Source organism: uncultured Microbacterium sp. (assembly GCF_964244775.1).
Classification (GTDB): Bacteria; Actinomycetota; Actinomycetes; order Actinomycetales; family Microbacteriaceae; genus Microbacterium.
This window is the reverse complement of the sequence record NZ_CAXTJR010000004.1, coordinates 240,270-258,973: the sequence shown is the minus strand read 5'-3', so window position 1 is coordinate 258,973 and position 18,704 is coordinate 240,270. Positions and strand designations below refer to the sequence as shown.

At 68.2% G+C, this 18,704-nt stretch carries 16 protein-coding genes; 4 read left to right on the top strand and 12 right to left on the bottom strand.

What is annotated here, in order from left to right:
- Positions 1 to 129: 129 nt before the first annotated feature.
- Together ACFE6Z_RS09830 and ACFE6Z_RS09825 are read right to left on the bottom strand one after the other, a co-directional pair.
- The gene (locus tag ACFE6Z_RS09830; protein WP_375385559.1) at positions 130 to 2,136 is read right to left on the bottom strand and encodes a YhgE/Pip domain-containing protein; all 2,007 of its coding nucleotides are present in this window, start codon (positions 2,134 to 2,136) and stop codon (positions 130 to 132) included.
- Positions 2,133 to 4,994: an MMPL family transporter gene (locus tag ACFE6Z_RS09825; RefSeq protein WP_375385558.1), complete on the bottom strand. Its 2,862-nt coding sequence runs from the start codon at positions 4,992 to 4,994 to the stop codon at positions 2,133 to 2,135. Before ACFE6Z_RS09825 ends, ACFE6Z_RS09830 begins: the two co-directional genes overlap by 4 nt.
- 125 nt (positions 4,995 to 5,119) lie before the next feature.
- Between ACFE6Z_RS09825 and ACFE6Z_RS09820 the strand changes: the two genes are divergently transcribed.
- Positions 5,120 to 5,740 carry a TetR/AcrR family transcriptional regulator gene (locus ACFE6Z_RS09820; protein ID WP_375385557.1) on the top strand — a complete coding sequence of 207 codons (621 nt, stop codon included), beginning with the start codon at positions 5,120 to 5,122 and terminating at the stop codon, positions 5,738 to 5,740.
- 13 nt (positions 5,741 to 5,753) lie between these two features.
- On the opposite strand, the gene ACFE6Z_RS09815 is transcribed toward ACFE6Z_RS09820, so the two are convergent.
- Positions 5,754 to 6,761, bottom strand: a complete 1,008-nt coding sequence (locus ACFE6Z_RS09815; RefSeq protein ID WP_375385556.1) for an o-succinylbenzoate synthase — start codon at positions 6,759 to 6,761, stop codon at positions 5,754 to 5,756.
- A gap of 96 nt (positions 6,762 to 6,857) precedes the next feature.
- Here ACFE6Z_RS09815 and ACFE6Z_RS09810 point away from each other — a divergent pair, with 96 nt between their 5' ends.
- Together ACFE6Z_RS09810 and ACFE6Z_RS09805 are read left to right on the top strand one after the other, a co-directional pair.
- The gene (locus tag ACFE6Z_RS09810; RefSeq protein ID WP_375385555.1) at positions 6,858 to 7,196 is read left to right on the top strand and encodes a PadR family transcriptional regulator; all 339 of its coding nucleotides are present in this window, start codon (positions 6,858 to 6,860) and stop codon (positions 7,194 to 7,196) included.
- Positions 7,193 to 8,182 (top strand): permease prefix domain 1-containing protein, encoded by a 990-nt coding sequence (locus ACFE6Z_RS09805; protein WP_375385554.1) that lies wholly within the window; start codon positions 7,193 to 7,195, stop codon positions 8,180 to 8,182. Before ACFE6Z_RS09810 ends, ACFE6Z_RS09805 begins: the two co-directional genes overlap by 4 nt.
- 2 nt (positions 8,183 to 8,184) lie before the next feature.
- Here the strand turns inward: ACFE6Z_RS09805 and ACFE6Z_RS09800 are convergent, their stop codons facing one another.
- From ACFE6Z_RS09800 to ACFE6Z_RS09770, 7 genes are all read right to left on the bottom strand, one after another.
- Entirely contained in the window at positions 8,185 to 9,135 is a 951-nt protein-coding gene (locus ACFE6Z_RS09800) for a sugar kinase (protein ID WP_375385553.1), read from the bottom strand.
- Complete coding sequence (locus ACFE6Z_RS09795; protein ID WP_375385552.1) at positions 9,132 to 9,794, bottom strand: bifunctional 4-hydroxy-2-oxoglutarate aldolase/2-dehydro-3-deoxy-phosphogluconate aldolase; 663 nt, start codon at positions 9,792 to 9,794, stop codon at positions 9,132 to 9,134. The genes ACFE6Z_RS09800 and ACFE6Z_RS09795 overlap by 4 nt, the downstream gene beginning before the upstream one ends.
- A complete protein-coding gene (locus ACFE6Z_RS09790; protein ID WP_375385551.1) occupies positions 9,791 to 10,975 on the bottom strand; it encodes a cellulase-like family protein in 1,185 nt (394 codons plus the stop codon). Before ACFE6Z_RS09790 ends, ACFE6Z_RS09795 begins: the two co-directional genes overlap by 4 nt.
- A 65-nt stretch (positions 10,976 to 11,040) precedes the next feature.
- The gene (locus ACFE6Z_RS09785) at positions 11,041 to 11,958 is read right to left on the bottom strand and encodes a carbohydrate ABC transporter permease (protein ID WP_375385550.1); all 918 of its coding nucleotides are present in this window, start codon (positions 11,956 to 11,958) and stop codon (positions 11,041 to 11,043) included.
- Positions 11,958 to 12,929 (bottom strand): carbohydrate ABC transporter permease, encoded by a 972-nt coding sequence (locus tag ACFE6Z_RS09780; protein ID WP_375385549.1) that lies wholly within the window; start codon positions 12,927 to 12,929, stop codon positions 11,958 to 11,960. Before ACFE6Z_RS09780 ends, ACFE6Z_RS09785 begins: the two co-directional genes overlap by 1 nt.
- A gap of 197 nt (positions 12,930 to 13,126) precedes the next feature.
- A complete protein-coding gene (locus ACFE6Z_RS09775) occupies positions 13,127 to 14,002 on the bottom strand; it encodes an alpha/beta fold hydrolase (RefSeq protein WP_375385548.1) in 876 nt (291 codons plus the stop codon).
- Between the two features lie 133 nt (positions 14,003 to 14,135).
- On the bottom strand, positions 14,136 to 15,410 hold the full coding sequence (locus ACFE6Z_RS09770) for an ABC transporter substrate-binding protein (protein WP_375385547.1): 1,275 nt from the start codon (positions 15,408 to 15,410) through the stop codon (positions 14,136 to 14,138).
- A gap of 131 nt (positions 15,411 to 15,541) precedes the next feature.
- Between ACFE6Z_RS09770 and ACFE6Z_RS09765 the strand changes: the two genes are divergently transcribed.
- The gene (locus ACFE6Z_RS09765; protein ID WP_375385546.1) at positions 15,542 to 16,720 is read left to right on the top strand and encodes a mandelate racemase/muconate lactonizing enzyme family protein; all 1,179 of its coding nucleotides are present in this window, start codon (positions 15,542 to 15,544) and stop codon (positions 16,718 to 16,720) included.
- An 18-nt stretch (positions 16,721 to 16,738) separates the two neighbouring features.
- Here ACFE6Z_RS09765 and ACFE6Z_RS09760 read toward each other — a convergent pair whose 3' ends face one another.
- Positions 16,739 to 17,521, bottom strand: coding sequence for a FadR/GntR family transcriptional regulator (locus ACFE6Z_RS09760; protein ID WP_375385545.1), 783 nt, complete (start codon positions 17,519 to 17,521; stop codon positions 16,739 to 16,741).
- Positions 17,518 to 18,531, bottom strand: a complete 1,014-nt coding sequence (locus tag ACFE6Z_RS09755; RefSeq protein ID WP_375385544.1) for a zinc-binding dehydrogenase — start codon at positions 18,529 to 18,531, stop codon at positions 17,518 to 17,520. Before ACFE6Z_RS09755 ends, ACFE6Z_RS09760 begins: the two co-directional genes overlap by 4 nt.
- Positions 18,532 to 18,704 lie beyond the last annotated feature (173 nt).

The window sequence follows — 18,704 nt, the reverse complement described above, 5'->3', positions numbered from 1 at the left end:
GTGATCGAGTAGGCGCCCAGCGCCGTATCGAGATCATGACCCGCGTACTACGTCGATCCGAGGGATCTCGATACGCTCGCAAGCTCGCTACTCGATCACCGTGACCGGCCGGCGGCGGGCGCGCAGGCCTCAGGCGGGAAGGGGGGATGCTGACAGCAGCGTCCGCGCCGAAACCGTCCGTCGCCGGGCCACCGCCAGCGTGCTCGCCACGAAGGCGAGGACGGCCCAGACCACCATCCCCACGATCGCCGCGCCGACGCCTCCGGTCGAGGTGAGCGCGGCGAGCATCCCGTTGTAGGCGGGCGAGGTGGGGAGCAGACCTGCGAGGGCTGAGAGCACTCCCGGAACGGTCGAGACGACGCCGGTCGCGAGCGACAGCACACCGATCAGGCCCGAGATCCAGCGTCCTGCGCCGCCGAAGACTGCCACCAGTGCCTGGTTGACCGCGGCGAAGGCGACGCCCGCGACCGCGCAGATCGCGGCGAAGACCGCCCACGTCCCCCAGTCGTACGAGGCGGCGAGCTGCACGACGCCCGCCACCATGAGGCCCTGGACGATGCTGATGGCGGCGGCCGGCGCGAGAGAGCGCAGCGCAAGGAAGGCGGAGGGTCGGCGCGAAGTCAGGGCACGCCGTGAGACGGCCTGCAGCGCGATGAACGAGCCGAAACCGCCGAACCACAGCGCCAGCATCGCCAGCAGCGGGATCGCGGACGCTCCGAAGAGGTTCGCGCCGATACCCTTCGCGGCGACCGGATCGGCCACGACGGCCGCGAGGTTCTTCGCCTGGGCGTCGGTGTACGACGGCACCGATGTCGCGGCCGTGTGCAGTCCGTCGGCGAGCGTAGACGTGCTCGTCGCGAGTTGCGCAACGCCGTCCGAGAGCGATTGCGCGCCCGTCGCCAGCTGGCCTGCGCCGGTCGAGAGCTGCGAGGCCCCCGACGAGAGCTGCGAGCCGCCGGATGCCAGGCGGCGGGCTCCGTCGGCGGACTGGCCCGCGCCGCCCTGGATCTGCGTCAGGCCGGATGCGAGCTGCTGGGCACCCGATGCAGCATCGCGCATGCCCTGTGCCGCTCCTGCGGCCAGCAGCGGGATGCCGGAGGCCACCGCCGGCGCGTAGCCGTTGGCGGTTCCAGCGGCCTTGGCGGCCGAGCCGGCAGTCACGGCGGTGGCAGTGAGCGAATCGCAGAACGACTGCGAGGCGCCGGACGCCGTGCACTGCGTAGAGAGGGTGCCGAGCGACGTCGCCACGGTCGCTGAGGCAGCGGCCGCCTGCGCCACGGAGCCCGCGGTGGCCTGCGCGGCCTGCTCGAGCTGGACGGTCTCCGACCCGTACTGCACCGTGTCGGCACCGGAACTGAGGCCGCTCGCGAGTGCGGACGCACCGGAGGCGGACGCACCGACCCCGGTCGTCAGGGTGTCGAGCCCCGACGCAAGCTGATCGGCGCCGGTCGCGAGTGCGGTGGCGCCGTCGCCGAGCGCCGTCGCGCCGGTGGCGAGCTGGGTGGCTCCGCTGGGCAGCTGCGCCGCCCCGGAGGCCGCCGACTGGGCGCCGGTCGCGAGCTGAGTCGCGCCGTCGGCGGCCTGGCCGAGCTGGGTGGACAGCGTCGAGAAACCGACGAACACGTTTTGCAGGTACGTCTTGGAAAGCTCTTCGCCGAACACGCTCGCCGCTGTCGTCGCGATCTGCGCGGTGATCGCGTCATCCACGACGCGCGCGTCGGGTGCGCTCTGGATCGAGATCGTCGCCTGGGTGGCGTCCGCGCCGTTCGCGACCGAGGTCGCGGCGGCCGAGAAGCCTTCGGGGATCGTGATGACCGAGTTGTACGTGCCGTCGGCAAGGCCCGCAGCGGCGTCTTCGGCATTCGAGATGGTCCACGTGAGGTTGCTCGGCGCCGCATTGCTCCCCTCGACGAGGCCTGCGGTCAGCTGTCGGCCGAGAGGGGCGAGCTGTCCGTTCACGGTCACCGCCACGTCTTCGTTCACGATCGCCGCGTTCATCGTGCCCAGTCGCTCGACCGGGTTGTACAGCGCCGCGACGAGGATGCCGCCGACGATGACGGGAAGCAGCAGCACCCCCACGAGGGTGAGCCAGGTCACCGGCCGCCGGGACCGGGCGCGTTCGATCGAAAGGGTCATGCGGTCACCTCGGAGTGCGAAGAAGTCGAAGGAGAAGAAGGGAGAGACGCGTCCGCAGGCGAGCGGCGGAGGGATGCTGCCGCCACGGCCAGCACCGGAGCATCGACGCGCCCGGCTTCGGCCAGCAGCGATCGCGCCGCTGCGGCGTCGACCGCCGACGCGATGATCGTCACCGGCTCGGCGTCGAGGAGGCCGCCGGGCGCAGCATCCCGAAGCGTCGCAGCCACCTGATCGCGGACGGCACCGGATGCTGAGGCATCCAAGCCATCGATGACCACGATCCTCGCGCGGCCCGACAGCGCCCTGCGCAGGGCGATGACCGGGTCGGCTCCCTCTTCGAGGAGGGCCACGCCGACGTGCGCGCGGATCCATGCGGAACGCCCGGGGAGGAGGTGCCCCGCGACCTTGAGGTGTCCGTCGGTCGGGGCGACGCGGCCTGCGATCGTCAGGAGGAGCGCGCGGGTGCGGCGTGGATCGGCGGAGCTCACGATGAGCGTGCCGCCGGGCTCGACGCGGAGGTCGACGTCCCGATAGAGCGCCGCGTCGCCCTCGCTCAGCGCGAGGTCTGCGGCGACGACCGCGGCGGTCGTGCCCGGCTCGGGCCAGTCGGCCATCGCCAGCTCACGTTCGACGGCCGAACCCTCGACGTCGAAGTGGGGGAGCACGCGGTCGAGCCAGCGCGGTATCCACCAGGCGCGTGCGCCGAGCAGCTTCATCACGGCCGGGACGAGTGTCATCCGCACGATGAACGCGTCGACGAACACGCCGACGGCCAGGCCCAGCGCGATCGGCTTGATGCTCTGATCGCCGTGCGGCACGAACGAGGCGAAGATCGCGAACATGATGACGGCGGCGGCCGTGACGACGCGCGACGACCCGATGAACCCCGACTCGATCGCGCCCAGAGCCGAGGTGCGGTCGGACTCTTCGGGGTGGTCACGCCGGCGGTGCACGTAGTCCTCGCGCATGCGCGAGACCAGGAACACTTCGTAGTCCATTGCGAGCCCGAACAGCACGCCCATCAGGATGATCGGCATGAAGCTGATGATCGGGCCGACGAACGACACGTTCAGCGGTCCGGCGAACCAGCCCCACGAGAAGACGGCGGAGACCACGCCGAAGGCCGCGCAGACCGAGAGCAGGTAGCCGAGGGTCGCCTTGATGGGCACCCAGACCGAGCGGAAGACCATCGTCAGCAGCACGAGCGAGAGCCCTACCACGAAGATCGCGAACGGGATCAGCGCGGCGGCGAGCTTGTCGGAGATGTCGATCGCCACGGCGGTGAATCCGGTGACCTTCAGATCGACGCCGTACACGTCGAGAAGCCGATCGTGCTGGGCCCGGAGATCTCGCACGAGCTGGGCCGTTGCCGCCGAGTCGGGCGCGGTCGTGGGGATCACCTGGATGATCCCGGTGTCGGCCTTCTGATTCGGCGTCGCGAGGGCGATCGTGTCGACGCCCGGCACCTTCGCGATCTCGTCGGCCAGGTCGTTCATGAGGCCAACGGGGTCGGTGCTCGTGACGATCGTACCGGTGAGGATCAGCGGGCCGTTGAATCCGGGCCCGAAGTGCTCGGTGACCAGGTCGTAGCTCTGGCGCGCCTGGGTGTCTTCGGGCAGCATGCCGGCGTTGGGGAGGGCGAGGCTCAGGCTCAGCGCGGGGATCGCGACGATGCCGAGCCCGACGACGACCGACACCGTCGTGACGACCGGATGCCTGGTCACACCGCGCACCCAGCGTCGCGAGAACGGCACGCGCTCCTTCGGTGCGCGGGTGGTGCCGGCATCCTTCCTCGCAGCCCTACCGGCAGCTCGAGCCGCACGCGGGCGGCGGGGCGCCCACCCGCGCACCCGGTCCTTCACGAGCCCGAGGAACGCCGGGGTCAGGGTGACCGCGACGAGCACGGCGATGAGCACCGCCGCAGCCGCGGCGATGCCCATCGTCGTCAGGAACGGTATGCCGGCGAACGACAGCCCGATGAGGGCGATGAGCACGGTGAGCCCCGCGAACACGACGGCCGACCCCGCGGTGCCGGTCGCCCTGGCGGCGGATTCCTCCGGATCGACCCCCGACCGCACTTGGTCCTGATGGCGGGCGATGATGAACAGCGAGTAGTCGATGCCGACCGCGAGTCCGAGCATGAGGGCGAGCAGCGGCGTGGTGGACGAGATCGTGGCGAACGCCGTCGCGAACAGGATCAGGGCCATCGAGAGCCCCACCCCGAGGATCGCGGTCACGAGCGGGAGACCGGCGACGACGAACGAGCGGAACGTCACGATGAGCACCATCAGCGCGATGAGCAGACCGATCGCCTCGGTAATGCTGATCGCCGGCACCGACTGCGAGTACAGGTCGCCGCCCAGCGCGACCTTCGCGCCCGCGGGCAGGCTTGACGTCAAGCCGTCGACGACGGAGCCGAGATCGGCCTTGGTCGCCGCGGTGATGTCGGAGGTCTGGCCGGCGAACTGCAGGCGCACGATCGCCGCGCTGCCGTCGTCGGAGACGAGACCGTGGATGTTCTCGCCGAACGGATCGGTGACCGCGCTCATCTGATCGAGCCTGCCGAGCGCGGCGACCGCATCTTCGATCTCGGGCTTGTAGGCGTCGTCCGTCACCGAGCCCCGGCCTGCGACCACGACGATCTGCGCGCTCGTGCCGCTCGCCTGCGGAAACGTGCGGTTCAGCTGCTCGATGCCGGCGCTGGACTCGGTCCCCGGGATCGAGAACGTGTTGTCGGTGCCGGAGCTGAAGAGCACCGCCCCGCTTCCCGCGAGGATGAGCAGGAGCACCCATGTCGAGATGACGCGCCACGGGCGGCGATACGCCCAGCGGCCCAGGCTGTAGAGCAGAGTGGACACGGTGCCTCCGAGGGTGGGGGAGTTTGGATACACCGATGTATCCGATACATAGTTGTATCGTAGAGTCCGATCCCGGCTACAGTCTGGGAGTCGCGTGTGAGGATGAATCCGAGACGGGAGACGACGTGAGCGAGGCGATCCAGGCGACGGCGCGTCGCGAGCGCACGCGCCGGCGCCTGCTGGATGCGGCGGCCGAGATGTTCGCGGAAGAGGGGCTGGACGCCGCATCCGTCGAGGCGATCTGCGAGCGCGCCGGCTTCACCCGCGGCGCCTTCTACTCCAATTTCGAGTCGAAGGACGAGCTGTTCTTCGAGTTGGCGACCCGAGTCTCGAACGAGAAGCTCGCCGCGGTGACGGCTCGCGTACGCGAGCTCGAGGCATCCCCCGATCGACCCACCCATCCCTCTGAGATCGTCGGACGACTCCTGGACATCGACACGGACGACCGCCTGGGGGTGCTGCTGTTCAGCGAGATCCGCAATCATTCGCTGCGCGACGCGACCCTGTCGGCGTCGTACCTCGCCTGGGAGGACGCGATGACCGCCCGCGTCGCGGGGATCGTCGACGATGTCGCCCACAGCAGCGGGCTCGCACCACGGATGCCCGCCGACGAACTGGCGAGGCTCTTCCTGATGACGTGGGAATCCGCGTCGCAGCGGGCCGTGATGATGGGGCTCGACAACGACGCGCTGTGCGCGGCGGTCAATGACCGGATGCGCGCGCTCGCCGTGATGCTCGTCGGCTGACCCGGTCTCCCGGTCAGTGGGCCGGGCGCAGCAGGGCGTGTGAGCGGGTGAGGCGGTCCAGCCACCATTGACGTCGGTCCGGCTCGGCCGCCAGGGCGGCAAGCGAACCGGCATCCGGTGTCACGCGCTCGACGGTGATGCGTCCGCCCGCGGGAGAGAGTCCGGGTGAGGCGATGTCTGTCGTGAAGAGGGATGCTGTGCCCAGCCCGCAGTCGTAGTCGAGCGCGGGAAGGGCGGCGGCGAGGGCTGCGCCCATCGACAGGCCCACCGAAGTGTCCAGGGCGCTGGAGACGACGGCGGGGAGCCCTGCGGCGGCGACGATCTCGAGCGCGCGGCGCACTCCGCCGAGCGGCTGCGCCTTGATCACGAGGAGGTCGGCGGCTCCTGCCCGCGCGACCGCGAGGGGGTCGTCGGCCTTGCGCACGCTCTCGTCGGCGGCGATCGGAATGCCCATGTATTTGACCCGCTTGCGCAGCTCGGCCAGTTCGTCGACCGTCGCGCAGGGCTGCTCGACGTATTCGAGGTCGAACTCCGACAGCGCGTGGATCGCGTGCTCGGCCTCGTCGATGTTCCACCCGCCGTTGGCATCGATGCGGATGCGGCCCAGGGCGCCCAGCACCTCGCGGGCGGCGCGCACGCGCGCGATGTCGTCGGCCAGCCGCTGGCCGGGCTCTGCGACCTTGATCTTGGCCGTGCGGCACCCGTCGAAGCGGGCGAGGATCTCGGCGACGGATGCGGCCTCCACCGCGGGGACCGTGGCATTGACCGGGATCGACGCGCGCAGCGCACCGGGAGCCGGGCTCCAGCCGAAGTCGATCGCGGCGGCGAGCCAGACGGCGGCTTCGGCATCCGGGTACTCGAGGAACGGCGAGAACTCGGTCCAGCCGTGCGGGCCCTCGAACAGCATCGCCTCGCGGTGATCGAGCCCCCGGAACCGGGTGGCCATCGGCAGCCGTACGACGTGAGCCGTCGCGAGCAGTTCGTCCAGGGATGGGAGGGATGCCGCGGCGTCGATGCTCACCGGTCCATCATGCCTCGCCCGCCTGCGGTTTCACGACCGAGTCGGTGGAAGGGGTGTGATTGACTATAGTGTGTGACACACAGTACAGTGTGATGTATGAGCGAGACCGAAGCACTCGAGACGCATCTGCAGGAACTGCGGCGCGGCACGGTGGTGCTCGCGTGCCTGCGGATGCTCGTGCACCCCGGATACGGCTACGGGCTGCTCGAAGAGCTGCAGGCGCGCGGCTTCGACACCGATGCGAACACCCTCTACCCGCTCCTGCGCAGGCTCGAGAAGCAGGGGCACCTCACGAGCGAGTGGAACACCGACGAGGCGAGGCCGCGCAAGTTCTACCGCACGAGCGACGCGGGCCTGCGGCTCGCCGTCGCCCTGACCGCCGAATTCCAGTCGATCGCCACGGCGATCGACTCCCTTCCCCTGGAGAAACGATGAACACCTCGACCACCACGTTCACCGAGCGCTACATCCACGCAGCGACCCGCAGTCTGCCCGAGAAGAGCCGGAGCGACCTGCGGGCCGAGTTCGAGGCATCCATCGCCGACGCGATCGACGCACGCGTCGAAGCCGGCGAGGGTCAGGACGCTGCCGAACGGGACGTGCTCACCGGAATGGGCGACCCCGATCGCCTGGCCGCCGACTACGCCGACCGGCCGGCGTTCCTGATCGGCCCGCGCTATTACTTCGAGTGGATGCGCCTCGTGAAGATGCTCTTCGCCGTCGTGCTGCCCCTGGCGGTGCTCGGGGTCGGGGTCGGCCAGCTGCTCAGCGCCGCCTCGATCGGCGAGCTGATCGGAGCGGTGGTGGTGTCGATCCTCACGATATCGCTGCACCTGCTCTTCTGGCCGACCCTGGTCTTCGCACTCCTCGAGCGCAGCCCCGACCGCACGCGACGCGAGATCGACGAGGCCCTCACGACCGGGCACATGGGGCAGTGGTCGCTCGAGCGGTTGCCCGAGATCCGCCCGAAGGGCTTCGGGGTGTTCGACCTCGCGGCCTCGCTCGTCTATGTCGGGCTCGTGATCGCCGCGATCCTGTGGGATCAGTTCATCGGATTCGTGTTCGTCGACGGGGTCGGTGTGCCCGTGATCGACCCCGCGCTGTGGTCGCTGTGGATCCCGGCGGTGCTCGTGATCCTGGTCGGTGTCGCGGCGCTCGCGGTCGTGCGGTTCCGCGTCGGGCACTGGACGTTCGGGCTCGCTATCGCGAACGCCGTGCTCGCCCTGGCCTTCGGCGCGGCGCTCGTCTGGGCCGTGGCCAACGACACGCTACTGAACCCGGGTTTCCTCGAGTTCGTCGCCGCGCCGGACGCCGATGAGGTCGCCCAGGTCGTGAACATCGTGGTCGGGTGCGTCGCGGTGGGCGCCGCCCTGTGGGACGCCGCGGACGGCTTCATCAAGACGGTGCGCACCCGGCGCTGAGATCAGCGCTGCACCGGATCGGCGGAGGAGGTCGACCCGTCTTCGTCGAGGTCGCCGCGCGTGGGAAGCCCTTCCCAGTCGCCCGGCGACTCGCACGCGAATGCGCCGGCGAGCGCCCCCACCCGCAGGGCCGCGGCCGGCGACCCGCCGAGCAGATGCTCGCTGAGAAATCCGGCCACGAATGCGTCTCCCGCGCCGACGGTGTCGACGACGTCCACGGGGAACGCGGCCTGCCGCAGCTCCTGCCCGTCCACGCGCGCGAACGCACCGTGCTCGCCGAGCTTGATCACCGCTGCGCGCGGGCCGAGCTGAGCCAGCCGCTCGGCGAGTTGCTCGGGCTCGCCCTCGCCGACGACGATCGCCGCTTCGTCGTCTCCGGCGAACACGATGTCGACGAGGGGGAGGATGCCGCGGAAGGCGGCCGCCGCGGCATCCCGCGACCACAATGCCGAGCGGTAGTTCAGATCGAACGACGTCGTGACGCCGGCCTCGCGGGCGATCCGGAGAGCGTGCCGCGCGGTCTCGGCCGCCGACTCCGAGAGTGCCGGAGTGATGCCGGTGACGTGCACGAGCCGGGCAGAGCGAGCGACGTCATCCGGCACATCCGCGGGCGACAGGCGAGACCCGGCACTCGCCGCGCGGTAGTACCGCACGCGGCTGCGGCCTCGGCCGGGGCGCTCCTTGATCATCAGCCCGGTCGGCGCGACCGCGTCGACGACGCCGACAGCATCCACACCCTCGGCGCGGATCTCCCGAGTCACGAGACCGCCGAGGGCGTCGTCGCCGACGCGGCCGATCCACGTCACCGAAGTGCCGAGTCGAGCCAATCCGATGGCGACATTGCTCTCGGCACCGCCGATCCCGATGCGCCAGTCGCCACCCGGACGCACGGCACCCGGCGCACGCGGCGAGAACAGCGCCATCGTCTCGCCGAAGGTGACGACCTCGCTCATCGCGCGAGCGCCTCGTCCACGACATCCCGGAGCCGCCGCGCCCGCCCGCGCAGCGCCGCGAGATCGCCGCCGGACAGCGCATCGCCCAGCAGCGGACCGCCTATGCTCACGGCACTGGCTCCGGCGTGCAGCCAGGCGGCGGCATCCTCGATGCCGATGCCGCCCGAAGGGATCACGAGGATACCCGGGAACGGCCCCCGCAGGTGCGCGATGTACTCGGGCCCGACCGTCGAGGCCGGAAAGAGCTTCACCGCCGGCGCACCCAGACTCCACCCGCGCTCGAGCTCGGTCGGGGTCAGTCCCCCCGGAAAGATCGGGATGCCGCGGGTAACGGCGTACGAGATGACCTCGACGTTCGTGGTCGGCGTGACCAGGAACCCGGCGCCCGCGTCGATCGCCGCGCGCGCATCGTCGACGGTGAGCACGGTGCCCATTCCGAGCTGCGCCGGAGACGGAGCCGACTCGCGCAGTCGGGTCAGCTCGTCGATCGCACCCGGCGTGCTCATGGTCAACTCGATGAGCGGGACGCCCTCGTCGAAGAGCGCGTCGACCACCGGGCCGTACAGCGAGGCGTCGGTGGCGCGAAGCACCGCCACAACCGGGCGCGCGGCGACGGCGTCGGGAAGCGCCTGCCGCGCACCCGGAGGAGCGACGGTCATCGTCCGCCCCGTCCGATGCGAAGGTCGTCGTCGATGGGCGCGTTCTTGATGATGCTGGTGAGTCGCTGGTGCCACTGCACCTCGCGCCACATTCCGACGAATTGCGGGCCGCAGAAGTTGCTGGTCGCGATGCCGACGAATCTGCCCGTCGCCGCGGCGTACTCCACGGCACGCGCATTGATGTCGAGGATCCAGTCCCACTCCAGGCCTGGCCAGTCCTTGTAGTCCACGAGCGACCAGCACTCGGTGATGTACAGGCCACGACCACTGACGCGCGACCACTCGACGACCGTGTCGATCATGCGGAAGAGCTGCGCGTCGTACTTCTCGCGGTTCTGCTCGTACTCCGCGCGCCCGCGGCGGACTACATTGTCGTACCCCGCCGAGTCGAACCGCTCGTAGTCGTATCCCACGACGTCGTAGTAGTCGGTGTACTCGTTGCTTGCGAGCCACACGTGCGGCTCGAGGACGTCGAGCATCGTGACGTCCTGGTCCTTCCACGTAGGCAACTGATCCGACATCGAGTAGGTGTAGTCGATGTCGGGATACGCGGCCCGCACGACGTTGATCGAGCGCCGCATCCACTCGATCACCCGAGGCGTCGACCGGTCGGCGATGCCCGGGGTGATCTCGGCAACGGTCGTGGATGCTGGAAGCTCACGCCACGCGTTGCGCAGCAGTTCGTCGCTGTACAGCCACGGCGACCAGATCGGCAGCGGGAATTCATTGCACAGGTCGACGTACAGGATCGTGTCGAGGAGCCCCGCGTCGTCGATGTGCTTCAACGTGTCGGCCCAGATCCGCCCGAGGTCTTCGGGCACGCGGATCGACATCCGGGTGTTGTCGACGTCTTCGCGGAACCACGTCGACAGCGCGACCCCGACCCCGTGACGCTTCGCCGCGCGCAGGAAATCGATGAGCGCCGGAAGCACCTGCACCGTGATCGGCGACTGGGCGCCCCAGCTCTGCTGGTTCCACAGCACGTTCAGCTGCCACAGCTTGGTCGGGTCTGCAGACACCAGATGCGGGTACGCGTCGATTCGGACAGCGTCATAGCCGCGCTCGACCAGCTCGCCGAGCGCCTGATCCCAGTCCTCGTACCCGGCGCCGGGCCAGCGCCGCTCGAGCCACGAGAAGTCCCACATCGTGATGGCATAGGGACGGTCGAACGAAGGGCGCATGGTGCTCTCTCTGCCGGTTTTCCGGCTCTGGACGGCGGGCGGTTCAGCCAAACGCTGCGGCTCGATCAGCCCTTGACGGCACCGGCCATGACACCGGAGACGAGCTGCTTTCCTGCGACACCGAACAAGAACAGGAGCGGCAGTGTGGCCAGCAGAGCCCCGGCGAGCACGATCGAGTAGTCGACGAAGTAGTTCGCCTGAAGCAGACGCAGTGAAACCGGAAGCGTCGGGTTACGGGCATCCAGCACGATGTAGGGCCAGAAGAAGTCGGTCCAGGTGGCGATGAAGGTGAACAGGAACAGCATGGATGCCGCGGGTCGCGCGATCGGCAGCACGATCAACCAGAACGCCACGAAGCTGTTGGCTCCGTCGATTCGCGTCGACTCCACGATCTCGTCGGGCAGCACCTGCCTGATGTACTGGGTCATCCAGAACACCCCGAAAGCCGTGACCAGGTTCGGGATGATGACGGCCCCGAGCTGGCCGGTCCAGCCGAGCTTCGACATCACGATGAACAGCGGCACGACGCCCAGCTGGGTGGGGACCGCGGTGGTCGCGACCACCAGCACGAGCAGCCATTTGCTGCCCTTGAAGTGCAGCTTGGCGAACGCGAACCCGGCGAGCGTGGAGAAGAACACCACCGAGAGGGCGACGACCGTCGAGACGATGATGCTGTTGGCGAGAGCACCCCAGAAGTTGATGCTCGGATTACCCACCACCGAACCGACGTTGGCGAGGAAGTTCCCGCCCGGAATCCAGGATCGGTTGGTATCGCGGAGGGTCGACGAGTCGCCGCTGCCGATCAGCAGCGACCAGTAGAACGGGAAAGCGCCGCCAAGGATGACCGCGGCGAGAAATCCGTAGACCAGAAAGCTCGGACGCCCCATGCGCTTGCCTCGACGCGGCGTACGAGGCGTTGTCTGCCGACCTGCGGCGGCGGGATCGACGGCGACGGGAAGTGCGTGATTGTCGAGAGTAGTCATCACTTGCGCCCTTCTGACTTGGAGACTCTGCTGCTGATGACCAGGTTGACCACGGCGACGATGATGATGAGCAAGAAGAGCAGCCACGCCACTGCCGCCGCCTTGCCGAAGTCGAGGTCGGTCCAGCCGAGTTTGTAGAGGTACAGGGTGAGAGTCAGCCACTGGTTGTCTGGGCCCCCCGTTCCGGCCTGATCGAACAGCCGAGGTTCGTCGAAGATCTGCAGACCGCCGATGGTAGCGGTGATGACGACGAAGATCAGCGTCGATCGAAGTTGCGGGATCGTGATCGAGAAGAACTGACGCGCGGCGCCGGCGCCGTCGATCGTGGCGGCCTCGTAATAGTCGCGGGGAATCGCCTGCATTCCCGCGAGCAGAATGAGCGACGTGTAGCCCGTCCAGCGGAAGTCGACCATCGTCGCGATGGCGATGTGGCTCGGAATGATGTCGGTGTGCCAGCCGATCGCCGGCAACCCGATGCTCTCCAGCGTGGTGTTGACCAGGCCGTAGCGATCTGCAAAGAGGCTTCCGAAGATGAGCGCGACCGCGACCGGCATGACGATGTACGGCAGCAGGACGCCCATGCGCCAGAACGTGGCATTGCGCAGGTTGCGATCCAGGGCCGCAGCGATGATGAGCCCAAAGATGAGCTGCGGGATGACCTGGATGAGGAAGATGCTGATCGTGTTGCGAAGCGCGACCCAGAATTCCTTCTCTCCCAGGATGCTGGTGAAGTTGTCGATGCCGACGAAGTCGCCCTGCCCGCCGATCAGGCTCCAGTCATTGAGCGAGACCCACGCGGTGTAGCCCAGCGGGAAGACGCCCACGATCGCGAACAGCACGAAGAACGGCAGGATGTAGACGTACGGACTGTACTTCAGGTCCCATCGTGCGAAACGACTGCCGCGCTTTTGCGGCGGGCCACTGCTACCGCCCCGCTGGGTCTTCGGTCTCACGGTTGTCGACGCTGACACGTGGAAATCCTTTCGTCGAGGGGTGCGGGGCGGGGGGAGAAGTTCACCCACCCCGGTCGTCCTACTTCGCGCCTGTCTCGGCGCGGGCTCGGGTGCGAGACACTGTCACTCCTTCGTGGGTGCGGTCGCGGAAGACCGAACTGCGTCGTTCCATTGCTCACCCTACACTGGTCATACCGGTAAGGCCAATAGCAAAATCACGTCCAGAACTCCAGGAGCGCATGGGCCGTCGCCTCGGGGTCTTCCTCCTGGGGTGTGTGACCGAGGCCGGGAATGACACCGTAGTGGGCGCCGAGTCGCCGGGCCATCTGTCGTTGCCACTCGATGGGCCATCCGTCATCCAGCTCGCCATGGAGGACATGAACCGCCAGTCCCGTCCTCAGCAGATCGTCGGTGCGGTCGATCTCATCGCGCAGGATTGCGGCCACCGAGGAGATGTTGTCGTCCGAGGTGCGCGACGCTCGCTCCCGGTACCGCACTTGGCTGAGGGTCAGTTCGTCGTCCGGCCGGCCCACCGCCTCTGGATTGTCGAAGTTCCACAGTCCCAGCGATCCACCGGCCGAGATCGCCTGCTGCATCTCCGGAGCTCGATCTCCCCAGCCCCGTGGTCCCGAACACAGCAGGGTGAGGCTGCGAAACAGTTCCGGCGCCTCGATGGCCACGGCCCGAGCCACGAGGCCCCCGAAGCTGTGACCGACGAGGTGCACCTTCTGGCCGTCGCCGAGGAGCCGGACGACCTCTGTCGCATCACCGGCGAAGTCCTCAAGTCGATATGCACCGATGCCCCGAGGCCCCGCGGAGTCCGCCTGACCGCGCTGACTGTAGGCCCAGGCATCCCAACCCTGCTCTGCCAGCAACGGGAGCAGGTCGGCGTAATCCTCTTTGGCTCCGGTGAAGCCCGGGATGATGACGACCAGACCACGTGACCGCCCGCGCGCGGGGGAGTGCAGGCCTGTCAGCACCCCGACCGAGACGGGCAACGCACGACTTGCCACGCTGTGGGGCAGGACCTGACCGGCGAACGAATCGATCGCCGCGAACCGATCTGACGGCGCGGGTGACTGCTGGCTCATGAGGCGGCGCAATCCGGCTCAGCCGCCGCTGGTTCCACACCGGGAGCAGTTGCCGCTCCCAGTGTGGATCCGCAGCGATGAAGCGTGAAATCAGGCTTCATGAAGTCGTCTTCCGCCGAGTCCGCCTCCGGTCCTACTTGACAGCATCCACTTCGGACACGTACTGGTTCCACGCGTCGTCGATCGACTGAGTTCCGCTGTCGACGCGGGCGACCGCATCGGAAGCGAGCAGGGCGAGCTTCGCGAAATTCACGCCCTTGAAGGCGATCACGGTGTCCGCCTTGGACTGGTCGGAGAAGATCTGTCCGACGGGGGCATTGTTGAAGAACGGATTGACGTAGCTAGTCAGCTCGGGAAGATCGAACGCCTTGACCCGGCTGGGGAAGGGGCCCGCCGTCTCGAATGCCTTGACCTGGACCTCGGGCGAAGTCAGCCAGGATGCGAGCTCCGACGCTTCCTTCGGGTGCTGCGACTGCGTCGGCACCGCGAGGAAGGATCCGCCGGTGTTCCCGCCGCCGCCGGGGAAGGTGTTGGCGACGTTCCAGCCCGTGACCTTCGGCGAGTTGCCCTCGATCAGGCCCAGCATCCAGCTCGGGCATGCCAAGGTCGCAAAGCCCCCGTTCGCCGTCGCCGCAGCCCAGTCGTCCGTGTAGGGAGCGGCCGCAGCCGACAGTGCCGGCGCCGCTTCGAGGGTGCTGCGGAAAATGTCTTCGATCTGCGGCCCGGTGGCGATGATCGTGCCGTCGTCCTCCTCGAAGGGGTTGGGCAGCTGCAGCATCTGTGCTTCGAAGACGGTGATCGCGGAATCGAAGAACTTGCCCGGCCCGCCTCCCGCCACGTATTTCTTACCCGCGGCGAAGTAGTCGTCCCAGCTGGTGCCGAGAAGCTTGGCGACGCCCTCCGGATCGCTCGGCAGTCCGGCCGCCTCGAACATGTCGGCGCGGTAGCAGATCGCCTCGGGCCCGGTCGCCACGCCATAAGCCCAGAGACCGCCGTCCTTGGTCTTCACCTGGGCGGTCTGGAAATCGATCCAGTCTCCATACTCGTCGTCTTCGACGGGAACGAACTTGTCGGCATACTGCCCCAGCTCGAGGGTCCAGCCGCCCTCGATGGCCTCGATGTCGGCGAGCCCCGACCCGGCTGCGAGCTTCGTGAACACATTTGTGCGCGAATCCTCACTCGAGGCCGAGATGCTCTGCTCGACTTTGATGCCGGGGTGGCTCTTCTCGTACTCGGCGAGCAGCTCGTCCGTATAGCCGAAGTTGCCGAAAGTCGAAAGCTTGAGCGTGATGTCGCCGCCGCTGCTGCCGCCGTTCGAAGATCCGGAACAACCAGAGGTCAACAGCACGGCAAATGTCGCGGCCGCGGCGCCGATCGCGAGGAAAGCCCTTTTACGCGTGTGAAACACATTCACTCCTTTGTGGTGCGGTCAGGTAGGTACAGATTGAGTTGCTGTGCGGTCTACCATACAGTGGTAATACCGGTCAGGCCAATAGTCGAGGTGGACAGATGCAGATAACCGAGATCGAGACACTGAGAGTGGACTCGTTCCCCAACCTCACCTACGTGCGAGTGCACACCGATGAGGGCATCACCGGCCTGGGTGAGACCTTCTACGGCGCGGAGGCCGTCGAAGCGCACATCCACTCCGTCGCCGCTCACGCCCTGCTCGGGCAGGATCCGCTACAGATCGAACGCCACGCCAAACGGCTCGCCGGCTACACCGGGTACATCGGATCGGGAGTCGAGACGCGAGCGCGCTCCGCGATCGACCTCGCCCTCTGGGACATCCTCGGCAAAGCCTCCGGTCAGCCGGTGTACAACCTGCTCGGCGGGCAGACCCATCAGAGCATCCCGATCTACAACACCTGCGCCGGCGAGCGCTATGTGAACAGTGCGCGCGGCCAGGCCGTGGCCAACTGGGGGCTCGCCGAGGGCCGCTACGAAGACCTGTACGCCGCGATCAACCGTCCGGGCGAATTGGCACGAGAGTTGCTCGACCAGGGCGTGCGGGGCATGAAGATCTGGCCCTTCGACTCGTTCGCCGAAGCGTCGGACGGGCACTACATCTCCAGTGAGGATCTCGCCTGGGGTCTCAGCCGAGTCGGCCAGATCCGCGACGCCGTCGGCTCGGACATGGAGATCATGATCGAACTCCACGCACTCTGGGACGTACCCAGTGCCCGCAAGATCGTGGCCGCGCTCGAAGAATTCCGGCCGATGTGGATCGAAGATCCGGTGCGAAGCGACATCCCCGGGGGTCTCGCCCGGATCGCCCGCGACACTCCGTTGCGCATCGCCGCGGGCGAGACGGTATCAGGACTCGCCGGCTTCCAGTCGCTCCTCAGCCAAGAGTCGCTGGGCGTCGTGACCGTCGATACGACGTGGGCGGGTGGGCTGACCATCGCATCCAAGGTCGCGGCGCTCGCCGGTGCCCACGGCATCCCGATCGCACCTCACGACTGCACCGGACCCGTCGCGCTGGCAGCGTGCGTGCACCTGGCGACGGCGGCTCCGAACACGCTCATTCAGGAGACCGTGCGCGCTGGCTACCTCGGCTGGTACTCGAGCCTCGTCGAAGGCGGCGCGGTCGTCACCGGAGGAACGATCTCGGCACCGACCGAGCCCGGGCTCGGCATCCGGCTCGTCGAGGGGCTCGAGACCCGCGAAGGCACCGAGACCCGGTCGACCCTGCTCACCGACTTGGTTTCGCACTAGCCGAAGCGCCTCGGATCCTCACTCGGCCAGCGCGGCGGCGATCACGTCTTCCAGCGCGACATCCTTGCCGAACAGCGAATCGGACTTGTGCCGCCCGATCGAGTCGATCTGCGCATCGAAGTCGGGTCCGAACATCGTCGCGGCGAGGTTGATGTGCTGGTGCATGATCTCGGACGCCCGGGCACCGTCGCCCTCCCGGATCGCGTCCAGCGCGAGCACGTGCAGTGGCGCTCCGGTGCTCATCACCACCGGGTCATCGAGGCTGCGCAGCATGACCTCGAACACCAGCGGCGCGATCGCCCCGAACATCATCTCGATCACCGGGTTGTGCGACGCCTTCGCGATGAGGGCGTGGAACGCGATGTCGCACCGCGCGCGGTCGATGACGTTGCCGGCCGCATCGAAGGCGGCCAGCGCACGTTCGAGGTTCTTCAAATCCTCGGGCGTCGCCCGCTCGGCAGCGAGCAGAGCAGCCTGGTCTTCGAGCATGACGCGGGCCTCGACAAGCTGACGGGTCGTGGCCGCCCGGTGCCGGCCGACGGCATCGAGCGAGCGCGCCCAGTCCAGAGCGCTCGATTCCTTCAGGTACGCGCCGCTGCCGGGTGCGACATGGATGAGTCCCCGTTCACGCAGCCGCTGCATCGCTTCGCGCACGACCGGGCGCGACACCGAGTACAGCTCCGAGAGCGCGCGCTCGGACGGCAGCCGCTCGCCGGGCTTGAAGTCTCCGCCGAGCAGTGTGTTCGTCAGGCTCTCCAGCAACTGCTCGCGACTGAGAGGGATGCCGCTACCAGCACTCATCCGGACTCCTTACTCGCCGCTCGAGCGGTCGCCGCGGCAACCCCGACGAGGATCTTCATGGCGCCCCGCCCGGGTGTCACGAGTGTGTCGAACGCGTCGGCGACGTCGTCGAGGGGATAACTGTGGGTGATCATCGGTTCGACGTCGACCGCACCGGCGGCGAGCAGCGATACCGCTACGGCGACGTCATCGTCCCACATGTGGGCGGCCGAACCGCGCACCGTCTTCTCGCCGAGAACGATGTCGATCGTGTCGATGGGTTCACGCGCAGGCAGCACCCCGAGCAGCAGCGTGGTGCCACCTCGGCGCACCAGCTCGATTGCCTCGGCCGACATCCCGGGGCGTCCCGAGCACTCGAACACGACATCCACACCCCGCGGGGGAAACATCGGTGCGAGCTGAGCCGCCCGGCCGGGTGCGTCCTCCGCCCATACCGACGCGATCCCCCAGCGACCGGCCAACGCGCGGCGGGCGGGGTCGGGTTCGACGATCGTGACCGGCGATGCCCCGGCACTGCGCGCGACCTGGGCGGTGAGCATCCCGACCGTGCCGCCGCCGATGACGACCACGCCGGTGCCCTGCATCGCCCCGACTTTGCGTACGGCGCGCACGGCGACCGAAAGCGGCTCGGCGAGCGCGGCGGCGCGGATGTCGAGGCCATCGGGAATCGGAACGAGGCGCTCGGCGCGCGCGACGACGAATTCGGCAAGACCTCCGTCGACGTGCTGGCCGGTGACCGAGAGATCGGGGCACAGACCCTCTTCGTGTCGCTGGCACCAGTAGCAGTGTCCGCAGCCGGTGACGACATCCACGACCACCGGGACGCCGACGGGTGGCCCGGACCCATCGGCGGCGGCCGTGGCGACCACTCCGACGATCTCGTGGCCGAGGGTCACCGGCGGAGTGATCACGACGGGTCCTTCGAGGTACTCTTCGGCGTCGCTGCCGCACAGCCCCACCCACTCGACGGCGACGAGCGCCTCGTTGGGCTGCAGCTCCGGTATGGCCACGTCTTCGAGCGTGATCTGCCGACGCCCGCGCCATCGCGCTGCTCGCATCGTGCGCATCGGGTCCCCGATCATGTGTCTGCGACGCGCCGCCTCTGCGCCACTGGTCATACCAATTTCTAGCAGATTCTCGACCGATCCGGATTTGGCTTTACCGGTCTTACCAATTCTATTAG

What these genes read in the sequence shown, in the direction of transcription:
- ACFE6Z_RS09830 (WP_375385559.1), bottom strand. Translation starts at nt 2,136, where the DNA reads ATGACCCTTTCGATCGAACGCGCCCGGTCCCGGCGGCCGGTGACCTGG.
- ACFE6Z_RS09810 (WP_375385555.1), top strand. Translation starts at nt 6,858, where the DNA reads ATGAGCGAGACCGAAGCACTCGAGACGCATCTGCAGGAACTGCGGCGC.
- ACFE6Z_RS09805 (WP_375385554.1), top strand. Translation starts at nt 7,193, where the DNA reads ATGAACACCTCGACCACCACGTTCACCGAGCGCTACATCCACGCAGCG.
- ACFE6Z_RS09800 (WP_375385553.1), bottom strand. Translation starts at nt 9,135, where the DNA reads ATGAGCGAGGTCGTCACCTTCGGCGAGACGATGGCGCTGTTCTCGCCG.
- ACFE6Z_RS09795 (WP_375385552.1), bottom strand. Translation starts at nt 9,794, where the DNA reads ATGACCGTCGCTCCTCCGGGTGCGCGGCAGGCGCTTCCCGACGCCGTC.
- ACFE6Z_RS09790 (WP_375385551.1), bottom strand. Translation starts at nt 10,975, where the DNA reads ATGCGCCCTTCGTTCGACCGTCCCTATGCCATCACGATGTGGGACTTC.
- ACFE6Z_RS09785 (WP_375385550.1), bottom strand. Translation starts at nt 11,958, where the DNA reads ATGACTACTCTCGACAATCACGCACTTCCCGTCGCCGTCGATCCCGCC.
- ACFE6Z_RS09775 (WP_375385548.1), bottom strand. Translation starts at nt 14,002, where the DNA reads ATGAGCCAGCAGTCACCCGCGCCGTCAGATCGGTTCGCGGCGATCGAT.
- ACFE6Z_RS09760 (WP_375385545.1), bottom strand. Translation starts at nt 17,521, where the DNA reads ATGAGTGCTGGTAGCGGCATCCCTCTCAGTCGCGAGCAGTTGCTGGAG.